A 13342-nucleotide genomic window follows, 5' to 3' on the forward strand; every position below is an offset into this window, starting at 1 on the left:
CCGAGATGATGGACGTTGACCACGATCCGGGTGACGCCAGCCTCGACCAGCTTGTCGAGCGACCGTTCGAGCATCGACTTGCCGGCGACCGGGATCAGCGGCTTGGGTATCGTGTCGGTGAGCGGCCGCATGCGCTCGCCGCGGCCGGCGGCCAGAATCATTGCTGTCTTGATCATGCTGCTCCCACGCGCCTCGAGCCGGGCGGCACAACGCGATCGACCCACGCCCTGAGCGGCTGCAACGCCTCGTGCGCCAGCGCCTGCTCCAGCTGCCGCCAGACGCGCGGCAGGAACGGCAGGTAGTCGCGCTTGCCGTCGCGCTGCATCAGGCGGACGAACAGGCCGATGATGCGGGCGTGGCGCTGCGCCGCCATCAGCGCGAATGCCGCCCGGAAGCCCGCGCGATCGGCGAGGCCGGTCTCGCCGAGATAGCGGTCCAGGCAGGCGGCGTGCACCGCAGGCGACACGTCGTGACGCGCATCCTCGATCAGCGAGGCGAGGTCGTAGGCGGCATGGCCGCGCTGGGCGTCCTGGAAATCGAGCAGGCCGCACGCCTTGGCTCCGGGCCGCGCCGGCAGCCACATCAGGTTGGCGCGGTGATAGTCGCGCAGCAGTAGCGTGTCGTCAGCCGGCGGCAGGCTGGCGAGGGCGGCGCGCCACGCCGCACGATAGCGCTCGGCCTCGTCGGCCGGCAGGACCGTGCCGGTGGCGGCGGGCACGTACCATTCGGGCAGCAGCATGGTCGCCTCGATCAGGGCCTCGCCGGCATAGGTCGGCAGGCCGGGCAGCAAGGCACGCGCGCCGGCGCGATGCAAGGCGACCAGCACATCGGTCGCGCGACCATACAGCTCGCCTTCGTCGCCGCCGGCCGCGAGCACGCGGGTGAAGGTATCGTCGCCGAAATCCTCGATCAGCAGGAAGCCCGCGCCGGCATCCTCGGCGTAGATTTCGGGCGCGCTGAGCCCGAGCCCGAGCAGATGCCGGTCAATGCGCACGAACGGTGTCACATCCTCGCCGGCCGGCATGTCCATGACGATCGCCGACTGGCGCGGCCGGCTGAGCCGATAGTAGCGGCGGAACGAGGCGTCGCCGGCCAGTCGCCGCTCGCCGGCATCGCCCCAACCGGCACGCTGGGCGAACGCCGCACGCGCGCGGTCGCGCGCCGCGTCGCGCTCACAGGCCGGCAAAGCGTGCGCCTCCATCGATGTCGGCGCGCCGGCCGGCGCCGTCGGGCGCCAGGCTGACGGCGAGCCTGTCCGGCGGCAGCAGCGGGCCCAGCCGTTCGGCCCATTCGACCAGGGCCACGCCGTCGGCGCGCGCTTCTTCCCAGCCCAGCTCGAGGACCTGCTCGGCCGTTTCCAGGCGGTAGAGATCGAAGTGCCAGTAGGCGCCCCGCGGCGTGTCGTAGATCTCGACCAGGGTGAAGGTGGGGCTGGGCACGACCAGCGCCGGATCGCCCGAAGCGGCGCGCAGCACGGCGCGTGCGAGCGTCGTCTTGCCGGCGCCCAGTCCACCCTGCAGCGCGACCACGTCGCCGGGCCGCAGGCGCTCGGCCAGCGCTGCGCCCAGCCGCTCGGTCGCAGCTTCGTCGGGCAGGGACAAGGAGTAAGTCATCCGCCTCCCCCGTCTCACGGGGGGAGGTGATTCTGCAAGCCATCATTCCTCCCCAGCGCTTGCGTTGGGGAGGTGCCCCCGCAGGGGGCGGAGGGGCCATGAGTCATGCGGACCGCGGGCGTCTCGCCCGCTCATGAGCATGGGCGGGCGAGACGCCCGCGACCAAGACCCCTCCGTCGCCGCATGACGGCGACACCTCCCCGGCGGAGCCGGGGAGGAGAAGAAGCACGCCTCGCTCAGTACCGGTAGAGCTCGCCCTTGAACGGGCCGGCCTCGGGCACGCCGATGTACTTCGCCTGGTCGGGGCGCAGCTTGGTGAGCCGGGCGCCGACCTTCTCGAGATGCAGCGCCGCCACCTTCTCGTCGAGCGTCTTGGGCAGGGTGTAGACCTTCTTCTCGTACTTGCCCGGGTTGGTGAAGATCTCGATCTGCGCCAGGGTCTGGTTGGAGAACGAGGCCGACATCACGAAGCTCGGATGGCCGGTGGCGTTGCCGAGATTCACCAGGCGGCCCTCCGACAGCACGATGATGCGCTTGCCGTCCGGGAACTCGACCTCGTCGACCTGCGGCTTGACGTGGTGCCACTTGAAGTTCCTGAGACTCGCGATCTGGATCTCGCTGTCGAAGTGGCCGATGTTGCAGACCACCGCGCGATGTTTCATCGCCTTCATGTGGTCGAGCGTGATCACGTCGACATTGCCGGTGGCGGTGACGAAGATGTCGGCCTTCGGCGCGGCGTCTTCCATCGTGACGACCTCGTAGCCCTCCATCGCCGCCTGCAGGGCGCAGATCGGATCGACCTCGGAAACCATGACGCGGCAGCCGGCCTGGCGCAGCGAGGCGGCCGAGCCCTTGCCGACGTCGCCGAAGCCCGCGACCATGGCGACCTTGCCGGCCATCATCACGTCGGTGCCGCGGCGGATGCCGTCGACCAGCGATTCGCGGCAGCCGTAGAGATTGTCGAACTTCGACTTGGTGACCGAGTCGTTGACGTTGATGGCCGGCCATAGCAGGCGGCCTTCCTTCTCCATCTGGTACAGTCGGTGCACGCCGGTCGTCGTCTCCTCGGTGACGCCGCGGATCGCCGCGCCGAGCTTGGCGTACCAGCCGGGCTTCTCCTTGTTGGTGCGCGCGATCGCCTTGTAGAGGACCTCTTCCTCCTCGTTGGTCGGCTTGGCGACCAGCGACGGATCCTTCTCGGCGCGCATGCCGAGATGGACCAGCAGGGTGGCGTCGCCGCCGTCGTCGAGGATCATGTTGGGCGCGCCGCCGTCGCCCCATTCGAAGATCTTGTGGGTGTAGTCCCAGTACTCCTCGAGGCTCTCGCCCTTGACCGCGAACACCGGCGTGCCCGACTTGGCGATTGCGGCGGCGGCATGATCCTGCGTCGAGTAGATGTTGCACGACGCCCAGCGCACGTCGGCGCCGAGCGCCTTCAGGGTCTCGATCAGCACCGCCGTCTGGATGGTCATGTGCAGCGAGCCCGCCACGCGCGCGCCCTTGAGCGGCTTCTTGGGGCCGAACTCCTTGCGGATCGCCATCAGGCCGGGCATCTCGGTCTCGGCCATGTCGATTTCCTTGCGGCCCCAATCGGCGAGCCCGATATCCTTGACGACGTAATCCTGGGCCATGTGGCGCTCCTGGCAGTGCGGAAAGAGGGAAGGCGGGCCGTGTCATAACAGCGGCCCTGCGGCCCCTCAACGCGGCCGGCACCGAGATACGCACATATAAGCAACTACTTATGCCGATATGCGCCGGGCTTTATGCCGCGTGCCGCTCAACGCGTTGCGATGGCTGCTGCGGCGCCTGCCACGGCGATACCGCTGCTGCGATTGACCACGCGGATGGCGCGCACCGACGTGAACAGCCGGCGCGCCCGGATCGCCAGCACCGTGTACGCGCCGAACACGCCGCACGCGATGGTCACGACGACGGCCGCGAGCTCGGCGAAGGCGAACGGCGTCAGCCGGCCGAGATCGACGACGGAAGGAAGCAGGGCGAGAAAGAAGACGATCGCCTTGGGGTTGCCGAGGTTGATGGCGAGCCCTGTGAGGAACAGGCCCTTGTCTCCGCTGGTGGCGCTGGGCGCGTCGAGTCGCTGCACCGGGGCCGTCCAAAGCTTCCAGGCAAGCCAGAGCAGGTAAGTCGCGCCGGCATAGCGGATCACGACGAACACCGGGGCGAAGGCCGCTGCCATTGCCGCAAGGCCCGCGGCGGCGACAGACAGCCAGATCACAGCGCCTACGGCGATACCGGCGATGAAGCTGACCGTTCCCCCGGGGCCGCGCGCCAGCACTTGCGCGAGCAGGGCGGTTACCGCGGGTCCTGGCAGGATGACGACGGCGAAGTAGGCGGCGGCGAAGACGAGCAGACGGTCGATGTCCATGACAGGGTCCTTTTACGTGACAAGCGACGAGGTCGGCCACGCGGGCCCATGCAGGACAGTCGTCGGGCGGTCGATCGTGAAAGGCGGAGAAGCAGGGAAGCCATCACGTCATCAATACTCGCGACTCTCCGGCATCGGTCCGCAAAGGTCGATGTCGGATGATCGCGTTGATTGACGTGAAACGCTTACGGCCGCCCCTCGGGAGCGACAAGCGAGATCACAGCACGGTCCGGTTGAAGGTGCAAGAGCCGGCGCCTCCCATCCGGCCAGCGGCGAACCTCGCTGTCATCCACGCGGTTGCCTTGCGCCGAACGGTGGTCGGTACGGCAGAGCGTGTCGATGCCGCGTGCCACCGAGCTGGTCATCCGATCAGCGCATCATTGCGGAAACAGTCGCTGTCGTACCAGCTCGTCCTTGATCGCCTGTGCGACCACGCGGTTGCCTTCGACCGAATGGTGGTCTGTGCGATAGAGCGCGTCGACACCGTGCCGCTCCATCGCGACCTGCAGCGGCTCGGCGAGGTCGAAGGCGATGAGGCCCGCCTCGGCGGCGCAGCCCAGCACCTTGGCGACAGTGCGTCGATCCCTGGCCTTGCCGTCGGCGTCGGCCATCGCGTAGCCGCGGCTGTACTGCGACAGCAGCATTGTCGGCACGCCGAGGCCGGCGAGCCTCTTCATCAGCAGGCAGGCAATCTCCTCGCCACTGCCAGGCGGCGCGCCCTGGACCTCGTCGAAATACCAGCCGCGCTGCATGCCGAGGCGTTGCGTGATGTCCTCGGCCAGCGCCGACCAGCCGAGCAGGCGCCCCAGCGTCGGCAGCGAGGCGCGCAGCTGGCCCGGCACCGGGACGTTGCGCAGCTCGAGCCGGCCGTCGGCCACGGTGAAATAGGGCTTCTGCCGGCTCCAGGCTTCGGCCAGCTCGCTGCGCCGGACATCGTCGGGTGTGAAGCCGATAACGACGAGGCGCGGCTTGACCTCGGGCACGATCCTCTCGGTGTAGAGCACCGCCTGGTCGAAGGCGTAGCCGCTGACGCCGCCATTCACCACCTTGCGGCCGATCATCGACTGCAGTTGCGCCGGCCAGGCTTCGTCGTCGGCCACTTCCTCGCCCTGGGTGAAGGACGAACCGGTGGCGAGCACCGCCGGCCGGCCGGTGAAGGCGCCGTCGGGCGTCCGGCGAAAGCCATGGGCGTCGGTGCTGAGGGAGGACACCTTGCAGTTGGACGGCAGGACCCATCCGAGGGTGGCGTCGTAGGCATAGGCACAGGCACCGCTGCCCTGGTCGCTGATGCCCATCCGCACGGCGGCGAAGTTCGGCCAGTGGACCAGGAGCTGCGGCCCGCCGCGCAGCAAGCGACAGCCGATCTCCAGAACCCCCAGCGTGAGCAGCACCGAACCGATCATCAGCAGGCTGCTCGCGAGCCGTGTCGCGTTTCCGCGCGACGATTCCTGCCCGGCAGCCTGTTCCGATCCGGTCGCCTTGGCCGGTTCCCCATGCGCCTTCGCGAGACCGCTTCCGGCCGTCTCACCCTCGACGCTCATCGCCACACCTCCATTGAGGCGAATTAGCACCGGCGAATGTGAAAAGGGAAGGGCATGTCCGGAGTGGCGGGCAGTTCTTTCGCTGGGAGCGCGCCACTCTGATGGCGCGTTCCTTGCCGATCCAACAGCCCATGAGCGCCATCGGAGTGGCGCGCTCCCAGCGAATGAGGCCCTCTTTCAGCAAAGCTGACGCCTACGAGCGCGCCCGCGGTCCGCAAGAGAATGAGGTCAATCCTCGCCGAACCGGCCCTCGATCAAGGTCGACAGGGCGGCCATGACCTCGACCGCCTGGCGGCCCGAGCTGGCGAGCTCGATGGCGCTGCCGAGGCCGGCGGCCAGCATCATCAGGCCCATGATCGACAGGCCGGAAACCTCCTGGCCCTTGAATGATACGCGGACCTGGCAGTCGAACTGGCCGACCGTGCGCACGAATTTGGCGGCGGCGCGGGCGTGCAGGCCGCGTTTGTTGGTGATCTGCAGGGTGCGCCGGACCATGCCGATCTCGGCGTCTGCCGTGGTGCGCGGCGAGCCGTCGTTCACGAAGCTTCCTTGGCAAGGATGCGCGAGGCGACGGTGATGTATTTGCGGCCGGCTTCCTGCGCCATGCGCACGGCCTCGGCGATCGGCCGGGCGCGCACCGAGGCGAGCTTTACCAGCATCGGCAGGTTGACGCCGGCCAGCACCTCGATGCGGGCGCGCTCCATGATCGAGATGGCGAGATTGGAGGGCGTGCCGCCGAACATGTCGGTGAGCACGATCACGCCGTTACCGCTTTCGCAGGCCTGGACGTTCTCCAGGATCTCGGCGCGCCGTTTCTCCATGTCGTCGTCGGGGCCGATACACACGGCTGCCATGCCTTGCTGCGGCCCGACGACATGCTCCAGCGCCGCAATGAATTCGCGCGCCAGATTGCCGTGGGTAACCAATACGATACCGATCATGTCTTGCTCTACCCTGCGCCGCCCGCGTCCCCGGCCGCATCGGCGTCCCGGTGGGAGAGAGTGACCGAGCGGCCCGCGCCGCGCAACCAGTCTGCAAGCTCCTCCGCGACCGTTACGGAACGGTGCCGGCCACCCGTGCAGCCGACGGCGATTGTCAAATAGCTCTTGCCCTCTGCGTCAAATCGCGGCAGCAGCGGCCCGATCAGGCCCTTCACGCCGTCGACGAAGGGCCGGTAGCCGGGATCGCCGGCGACGAAGGCGGCGACCGCCGGGTTTCGGCCGGTCAGCGGCTTGAGGTCGGGCACGTAGTGCGGGTTCCTGAGGAAGCGCACGTCGAACACCAGGTCGGCTTCGCGCGGCAGTCCGCGCCGGTAGGAAAACGACATCACCGCCAGCCGCGTGCCGACGGCGCCGAGCGCGAAATGGCCTGCCAGCAGCTGCCTGAAGGTGTTCGGCGACAGGGCCGACGTGTCGATTACGAGGTCGGCCGCGTCGCGCACCCCGCCGATCTGCTTGCGCTCCTCGCTGATCGCGTCGATCAGCGGCCGGTCGGGCGCCAGCGGATGCGGGCGACGCGATTCGGTGTAGCGGCGCTGCAGGATCTCGGTGTCGCAGTCGAGGAACAGCAGGCGTACCGCGACGTCGGCGCGCTGGCGCAGCTCATCGACCCGCCGCACCAGCGCGCGCGGGTCGAACCCGAAGGTCCGCGTGTCGATGCCGAAGGCGAGGGGGACGGCGCGCTCGCCAGGATTGCCCACAGTCGAGTTCATCACGTCGCCCAGAAGCATCAGCGGCACGTTGTCGACTGCGACATAGCCCATGTCGCCCAGTGCATGCAGCGCCGTGATCCGTCCCGCACCGGACAGTCCGGTGACGACGACGAACGGACGCGGCGCGCTGCGCGGCTGGGACAGGGGGACGACGGACGAGGCGGTCATGTTGGCTTTTCTTCCCCAGCTTCGCTGGGGAGGTGTCGCCGTCTTACGGCGACGGAGGGGTCTTGCGACATCCGGCCCGCGGGCGACCCGCCCGAACATGATCATGAGCGGGCGGGACGCCCGCGGTCCAGAAGAGTCATGACCCCTCCGCCCCGTATGACGGGGCACCTCCCCACTACGTGGGGTGGGCGATAAACTATACCCTCATGGCGACTGCAAGGCGCAACTTTGCGCACGCCGAGGCTTCGAAGGGCGCGAGCTTGAGGAGCGGCAGGTCGACGCCGAGCAGGGCCTCGTGGGCAGGCTCGGGCAGGCGCTCGATCGCAGCGGGTGCTACCAGGTCGACCAGCAGGACGACCGGCGCGCGCGCCAGCAGCTGGCTGCGGGCGAGGCGGCGGATGCCCAACCCGCGCACCTCGATCAGGCCCGCGATCGCGGCCGGCACGCTCGCCATGATCGCGCCGCCGGTGCGCTTCAGCGTGGTCCGGTCGTCGGCGACGAGGCGTGCGCCGACCTCGATCAGGCGCAGCGCCAGGTCCGACTTGCCGGCCCCCGAAGGGCCGCGCAGCAGCACGGCGCGCCAGGTCCGGCCGTGGCGCAGGGCAACGCAGGTTGCGTGTGCGGTCGGGGAATGACTCTTCCGGACCGCGGGCGTCTCGCCCGCTCTTCTCATGAGCGGGTCCGGCGCGGTAAACCGCGCCGTTTCCGCGCCCGCGGTCCGCATGAGCCGGCCACTGGGATCCGCCGGCTCACGCGCGCGAGTCGGCTGCCGGCACCTGGATGGTGAAGCGCGCGCCCAGGATGCGGCCGGGCTCGGCGCCATCGGCCGGCGCCCGGCGGTTGGAGGCCGTGATCGACCCGCCGTAGGTCTCCATGATCTGCCGGCAGATCGACAGGCCGAGGCCGGAATGCTGGCCGAAATGCTCGGTCGGCCGCTCCGAGTAGAAGCGCTCGAAGATCGATTCGAGGTTGTCCTCGGGAATGCCCGGCCCTTCGTCGTCGATGGTGACGATGAACGGCCCGTTGCGCGGCGCGCGCGACAGCTCGACCACGATGCGCGAGCCCGCAGGGCTGAAAGACAAGGCATTGTCGATGACGTTGCGGAACACCTGGCCGTAGCGCCCGTCATGGCCGTGCGCCAGGAACGGCGGGTTGGCGGCGAGGCGGAACTCGAGCTCGACGCCCGCCTTCTGCAGCGCCGTGGCGGCGTAGTGGCGCGCCATGTCGGCCAGCAGCAGGTTGAGATCGAGCGACTTCACGTCGCCGCGCATCAGCTCGGCATCGAGCCGCGAGGCGTCGGAGATGTCGGAGATCAGCCGGTTCAGCCGGTTGATGTCGTCCATCACGATGGCCATCAGCTTGTCGCGCTGGTCGGGTGAGAGCGTCGGGCGCGACGCCATCTCGATTGCCGAGCGCAGCGAGGTCAGCGGGTTCTTGAGCTCGTGCGCGACGTCGGCGGCGAAGCTCTCGATGGTGTTGAGGCGCTGCCACAGGGCCTCGGTCATCGAGCGCAGCGCGTCGTTGAGATCGCCGATCTCGTCGCCACGCTTGCCGAGGTCGGGAATTTCCGGCCGGCTTTCGCGCGCCAGCCGCACCTCGTCGGCGGCACGCGCCAGGCGCACGATGGGCTGGGTGATCGTGCCGGCGAGATAGAGCGACAGCAGCACGGTGATGCCGAGCGCGGCCGCCGCGATCACCATCATGTCGTAGCGCACCTCGCGCAGCGACGCGGCGATGGCGCGGTTGTCGCGCATCAGCAGCAGGGCGCCCAGCACCTGCTTGTAGCGCTGCACCGGCACGGCGGCACTCAGGATCAGCCGGCCGTCGCCCGACACGCGCACCGCCGAGGCGTTGAAGCCGCGCAGCGCGCTCTGGCCCTCGGGGAAGTCGCGCACCGTCGGCAAGGCGCGGTCGACATACTGGGGAAAACGGTCTGCGCGCGAGAGCTGGCGGGCGACCCAGTCGCTCACCCGCTCGCCGAAATCGCCATGCGTGACGGACGGCGATTCGAGCGGCGGCAACGGCACGACATGGATGCGGCCGGCCTCGGTCAACACCGCCGAGTCGCCCAGGAGCTCGCCGGTCTCGCTGAACAGCCGGGCGCGCACGCCGGTCGGATGGACCATGCGGGCGAGCAGCTGGCGCGCTGCCTCGGCGTCGAGGCGATTGACCGTGGTTTCGCCGCCCGCCACGGCGATCTCGGCGATGCCGGCGGCCACCATCTCGCCCTGCACGGCGAGCGAGGCGAGCTCGGCGTCGATCAGCTCCTCCTCGTAATCGCTGAGATAGACCGCGCCGAGGGTGAGCAGCGCCACCGGCACGATGTTGAGCAGCAGGATGCGGCGGGTGAGGGGCGAGTATCGGCGCGTCGCGCTGCGCCGGCGGCGCAGCAGCGACGGCGTCTCGGTCGGGCGCGTCGGCGCCGCGTCGCGGCGGCCGAAGGCGGCCGCGACGCGCGCGATGGCGCCCTGCAAACCGGACCAGCGCCGGGCGGGCTCAGGCGTCGCGGTATCGGTATCCGATGCCATAGAGCGTTTCGATCTGCTCGAACTCGCCGTCGACCTCGCGGAACTTGCGGCGCACCCGCTTGATGTGGCTGTCGATGGTGCGGTCGTCGACGTAGATCGTCTCGCCGTAGGCCGCGTCCATCAGCTGGTCGCGATTCTTGACGTGTCCCGGCCGTTCGGCCAGCGACTTCAGCAGCAGGAACTCGGTGACCGTGAGGTGCACCTCCTTGCCCTTCCAGGTGCACTGGTGGCGGCTCGGATCGAGCACCAGCTCGCCGCGCACGATGCGCTCGACCTGGCCTTCGCCCTTGGCCGTCCCCGAATCGGCGCGGCGCAGCACGGCGCGGATGCGCTCGAGCAGCAGGCGCTGGGAGAACGGCTTGCGGATGAAGTCGTCGGCGCCCATGCGCAGGCCGAGCACCTCGTCGATCTCCTCGTCCTTGGAGGTGAGGAAGATCACTGGGAACTGCTGGGTCTTGCGGATGCGGTTCAAGAGCTCCATGCCGTCCATGCGCGGCATCTTGATGTCGAAGATGGCGAGATCGGGCGGCGCCTGGTTCAGGCCCTCCAACGCCGAAGCCCCGTCATTGTATGTCTTCACCTGGAACCCCTCGGTTTCCAGGAGCATCGACACGGAGGTCAGGATGTTGCGGTCGTCGTCGACGAGGGCGATGTTCTTGCGCACGGCTTTGCTTCTCCTGACGGGTCGGACGGTGACATAATCGTAGCACAAACCGGGGCGTTGCCGCCGCTGCCCCAATCTGCCACCCCTATGGACGAAATAAGGCGTTTTTGACCAGAAATCATGACGAATGATGTGTAGCCGTGTCGGATGACCTGGCACGTGCCGCCCGCGACCTGGTGCGCGGGCTGGACCGGGCTGCCTTGGCCAGCCTCTTGCCGGCAGACGGGAGCGGCGAAGGCACGGGCTGGCCCTATGCCTCCCTGGTCCTGGTGGCGGTCGATCACGACCTGTCGCCCATCCTGCTGTTGAGCGATCTCGCCGAGCACAGCAAGGCGATCGCGGGCGATGGGCGCGTTTCGCTGCTGTTCGATGGCACGCACGGGCTCGACCAGCCGCTCACAGGGCCGCGCGTCACCCTGGTCGGCCGGGCCGGACGGGCCAGCGACGACAGGTTGCGCCGCCGCTTCCTGGCGCGCCATCCCGATGCCGGAATGTACGCCGGCTTCAGGGATTTCGCATTCTATCGGGTGACCGTCGAGCGCGCCCACCTGGTCGCGGGCTTCGGCAAGATCCGCTGGCTTTCCGCCGCCGAGCTGCTGGGCGAGGCAGCGGCCGACGGTCTCGACGCGGCCGAGCCAGGCATCGTGGCGCACATGAACGAGGACCATGCCGACGCCGTGCAGCTCTATGCCAGGAAGCTGCTCGGCCGCGCCGGCGATGGCTGGCGCATGACCGGAATCGACGCAGAGGGTATCGACCTGCGATACGGCGGCGAGATCGCCCGCCTGCCCTTCGACGCGCCTCTCACCGCCCCCGCGCAGGCGCGCGGTGTCCTGGTCGACCTCGTGAGGCGGGCCCGGGCGAAATGATCTATGTTCCTCCCCCGTCATCGGGGGGCGTCATCGGGGGAGGTGGCCCGTAGGGCCGGAGGGGGCATGGCTCTCATGGACCGCGGGCGTCCCGCCCGCTCTTCTCATGAGCTGGTGGGACGCCCGCGGTCCGTATGAGCAATCACAGATTATCCACGCGATTTTCGCGGCGCGGCATGCCATTCGCGGGTGCGAAACCAGCCTCTTGCCCGTAGCGTCCCGAGTGTCGCATAGCCCTTGCGCCCTACAGCCAGGAGAAGCGCAGTGAAACAGACGGGCTTCGTCGTCCCCAAGTTCGGAATTGAATCGCTCGGATTGAAGAATCACGGCGCGGTCCATTGGAACCTCCCGGTGCCGGCCCTCTACGAGGAGGCAGTAAGGCGCGGCGAAGGACGCGTAGCCGACGGCGGCGCCCTGGTGGTGCATACCGGCATCCACACCGGCCGCTCGCCGAATGACAAGGTGTTTGTCGAGGATGCGGCGAGCCGCGACCGCATCGACTGGGGCAAGACCAACAAGCCGATCTCGCCCGAGCGCTATCGCGCGCTCTACAACCGCATGACCGCCTACGCCCAGCGCCGCGACCTGTTCGTGCGCGATTGCTGGGCCGGCGCCGATCCGGCGCATCGCATCGGCGTGCGCGTCATCACCGAGACGGCGTGGCACAATCTCTTCGCCCGCAACATGTTCCTGCGGCCGAACGCGGACGAGCTCGAAGGCTTCCAGCCCGATTTCACGATCCTGAACCTGCCCGGCTTCCAGGCCGATCCCAGGCTCGACGGCACCGCGTCCGACTGCGCGATCCTGGTCAACTTCACCGATCGCGTGGTGGCGATCTGCGGCACCTGGTACGCCGGCGAGATCAAGAAATCGGTGTTCACCATCCTGAACTACCTGCTGCCCGACCGGAACGTCCTGCCGATGCACGCCTCGGCCAATGTCGGGCCGAAGGGCGACGTGGCGATCTTCTTCGGCCTGTCGGGCACCGGCAAGACGACGTTGTCGGCTGATCCCGCGCGCACCCTGCTGGGCGACGACGAGCACGGCTGGGGTGAGCAGAGCCTGTTCAATTTCGAGGGCGGCTGCTACGCGAAGGTGATCAAGCTCAGCCGCGCGGCCGAGCCGGAGATCTATGCCACCACCGAGCGCTTCGGCACGGTGCTGGAGAACGTGGTGATGGATCCCGCGACCGGCGGGCTCGATCTCGACGACGGCCGGCACACCGAGAACACGCGCGCCTGCTATCCGCTGGACTTCATCCCCAACGCCTCGCCGACCGGCATCGGCGGCACGCCGGAGAACATCGTCATGCTGACGGCGGACGCGTTCGGCGTGCTGCCGCCGATCTCGCAGCTCAGTCCCGAGCAGGCAATGTACCACTTCCTGTCGGGCTACACGGCGCGCGTCGCCGGCACCGAGAAGGGCGTGACCGAGCCGCAAGCCACCTTCTCGACCTGCTTCGGGGCGCCCTTCATGCCGCGCCATCCGACGGTCTACGCCGGGATGCTCGGCGAGAAGATGGCGCGCCAGCACGTCAAGTGCTGGCTGGTCAACACCGGCTGGTCGGGCGGCGGGTTCGGCGTCGGCGAGCGCATGTCGATCCGCCACACGCGGGCGATGCTGCGTGCCGCGCTCGACGGCCGGCTGGCCGCGATTGCCAGCGCCGCCGATCCCCACTTCGGCATGCAGGTGCCGAGCGCCTGCCCGGACGTGCCGGGCGAGGTGCTCAATCCGAAGAACACCTGGAAGGACAAGAAGGCCTACGACTCGGCCGCCCGCGACGTCGCCCGCCGCTTCGAGGCCAACTTCCAGCAGTTCGAGAGCCACGTCGAGGACAAGGTCAACCGCGCCGCCATCCGCGC

Annotated in this window: 14 protein-coding genes; 2 read left to right on the top strand and 12 right to left on the bottom strand. The window is 68.8% G+C overall.

The window, feature by feature from the left end:
- The 12 genes from AB7O82_RS31540 to AB7O82_RS31595 form a co-directional block, all read right to left on the bottom strand.
- Positions 1 to 176, bottom strand: a 176-nt coding sequence (locus AB7O82_RS31540; RefSeq protein ID WP_428548631.1) for a sugar phosphate nucleotidyltransferase, incomplete at its 3' end; no start/stop codon positions are given.
- Complete coding sequence (locus AB7O82_RS31545; RefSeq protein ID WP_428548577.1) at positions 173 to 1186, bottom strand: aminoglycoside phosphotransferase family protein; 1014 nt, start codon at positions 1184 to 1186, stop codon at positions 173 to 175. The genes AB7O82_RS31540 and AB7O82_RS31545, both read right to left, overlap by 4 nt.
- The gene (gene tsaE / locus AB7O82_RS31550; protein WP_428548580.1) at positions 1173 to 1613 is read right to left on the bottom strand and encodes a tRNA (adenosine(37)-N6)-threonylcarbamoyltransferase complex ATPase subunit type 1 TsaE; all 441 of its coding nucleotides are present in this window, start codon (positions 1611 to 1613) and stop codon (positions 1173 to 1175) included. Before tsaE ends, AB7O82_RS31545 begins: the two co-directional genes overlap by 14 nt.
- 236 nt (positions 1614 to 1849) lie before the next feature.
- Complete coding sequence (ahcY, locus tag AB7O82_RS31555) at positions 1850 to 3244, bottom strand: adenosylhomocysteinase (RefSeq protein ID WP_428548583.1); 1395 nt, start codon at positions 3242 to 3244, stop codon at positions 1850 to 1852.
- A 146-nt stretch (positions 3245 to 3390) separates the two neighbouring features.
- Complete coding sequence (locus tag AB7O82_RS31560) at positions 3391 to 3999, bottom strand: LysE family translocator (protein ID WP_428548586.1); 609 nt, start codon at positions 3997 to 3999, stop codon at positions 3391 to 3393.
- 377 nt (positions 4000 to 4376) lie between these two features.
- Complete coding sequence (locus AB7O82_RS31565) at positions 4377 to 5540, bottom strand: hypothetical protein (protein ID WP_428548589.1); 1164 nt, start codon at positions 5538 to 5540, stop codon at positions 4377 to 4379.
- 228 nt (positions 5541 to 5768) lie between these two features.
- Positions 5769 to 6080, bottom strand: coding sequence for an HPr family phosphocarrier protein (locus tag AB7O82_RS31570; protein ID WP_428548592.1), 312 nt, complete (start codon positions 6078 to 6080; stop codon positions 5769 to 5771).
- Entirely contained in the window at positions 6077 to 6481 is a 405-nt protein-coding gene (locus AB7O82_RS31575; protein WP_428548595.1) for a PTS sugar transporter subunit IIA, read from the bottom strand. The genes AB7O82_RS31570 and AB7O82_RS31575 overlap by 4 nt, the downstream gene beginning before the upstream one ends.
- An 8-nt stretch (positions 6482 to 6489) precedes the next feature.
- Entirely contained in the window at positions 6490 to 7419 is a 930-nt protein-coding gene (rapZ, locus tag AB7O82_RS31580; RefSeq protein ID WP_428548598.1) for an RNase adapter RapZ, read from the bottom strand.
- Positions 7420 to 7615: 196 nt separating this feature from the next.
- Positions 7616 to 8092 (bottom strand): HPr kinase/phosphorylase, encoded by a 477-nt coding sequence (locus AB7O82_RS31585; RefSeq protein WP_428621100.1) that lies wholly within the window; start codon positions 8090 to 8092, stop codon positions 7616 to 7618.
- Between the two features lie 76 nt (positions 8093 to 8168).
- The gene (locus AB7O82_RS31590) at positions 8169 to 9947 is read right to left on the bottom strand and encodes a stimulus-sensing domain-containing protein (protein ID WP_428548604.1); all 1779 of its coding nucleotides are present in this window, start codon (positions 9945 to 9947) and stop codon (positions 8169 to 8171) included.
- Positions 9916 to 10611, bottom strand: coding sequence for a response regulator transcription factor (locus tag AB7O82_RS31595; RefSeq protein WP_428548607.1), 696 nt, complete (start codon positions 10609 to 10611; stop codon positions 9916 to 9918). Before AB7O82_RS31595 ends, AB7O82_RS31590 begins: the two co-directional genes overlap by 32 nt.
- A 140-nt stretch (positions 10612 to 10751) precedes the next feature.
- Between AB7O82_RS31595 and AB7O82_RS31600 the strand changes: the two genes are divergently transcribed.
- Together AB7O82_RS31600 and AB7O82_RS31605 are read left to right on the top strand one after the other, a co-directional pair.
- Positions 10752 to 11480, top strand: coding sequence for a HugZ family protein (locus tag AB7O82_RS31600; protein ID WP_428548610.1), 729 nt, complete (start codon positions 10752 to 10754; stop codon positions 11478 to 11480).
- A gap of 264 nt (positions 11481 to 11744) precedes the next feature.
- The coding region (locus AB7O82_RS31605; RefSeq protein WP_428621101.1) for a phosphoenolpyruvate carboxykinase at positions 11745 to 13342 on the top strand (1598 nt) is incomplete at its 3' end.

The sequence above is a fragment of the Reyranella sp. genome, assembly GCF_050185545.1.
GTDB lineage: Bacteria > Pseudomonadota > Alphaproteobacteria > Reyranellales > Reyranellaceae > Reyranella.

Excerpts from the sequence above, each read along its gene's own strand:
- tsaE (WP_428548580.1), bottom strand. The coding sequence starts at position 1,613 with ATGACTTACTCCTTGTCCCTGCCCGACGAAGCTGCGACCGAGCGGCTG.
- ahcY (WP_428548583.1), bottom strand. The coding sequence starts at position 3,244 with ATGGCCCAGGATTACGTCGTCAAGGATATCGGGCTCGCCGATTGGGGC.
- AB7O82_RS31560 (WP_428548586.1), bottom strand. The coding sequence starts at position 3,999 with ATGGACATCGACCGTCTGCTCGTCTTCGCCGCCGCCTACTTCGCCGTC.
- AB7O82_RS31565 (WP_428548589.1), bottom strand. The coding sequence starts at position 5,540 with ATGAGCGTCGAGGGTGAGACGGCCGGAAGCGGTCTCGCGAAGGCGCAT.
- AB7O82_RS31575 (WP_428548595.1), bottom strand. The coding sequence starts at position 6,481 with ATGATCGGTATCGTATTGGTTACCCACGGCAATCTGGCGCGCGAATTC.
- rapZ (WP_428548598.1), bottom strand. The coding sequence starts at position 7,419 with ATGACCGCCTCGTCCGTCGTCCCCCTGTCCCAGCCGCGCAGCGCGCCG.
- AB7O82_RS31585 (WP_428621100.1), bottom strand. The coding sequence starts at position 8,092 with ATGAGAAGAGCGGGCGAGACGCCCGCGGTCCGGAAGAGTCATTCCCCG.
- AB7O82_RS31590 (WP_428548604.1), bottom strand. The coding sequence starts at position 9,947 with ATGGCATCGGATACCGATACCGCGACGCCTGAGCCCGCCCGGCGCTGG.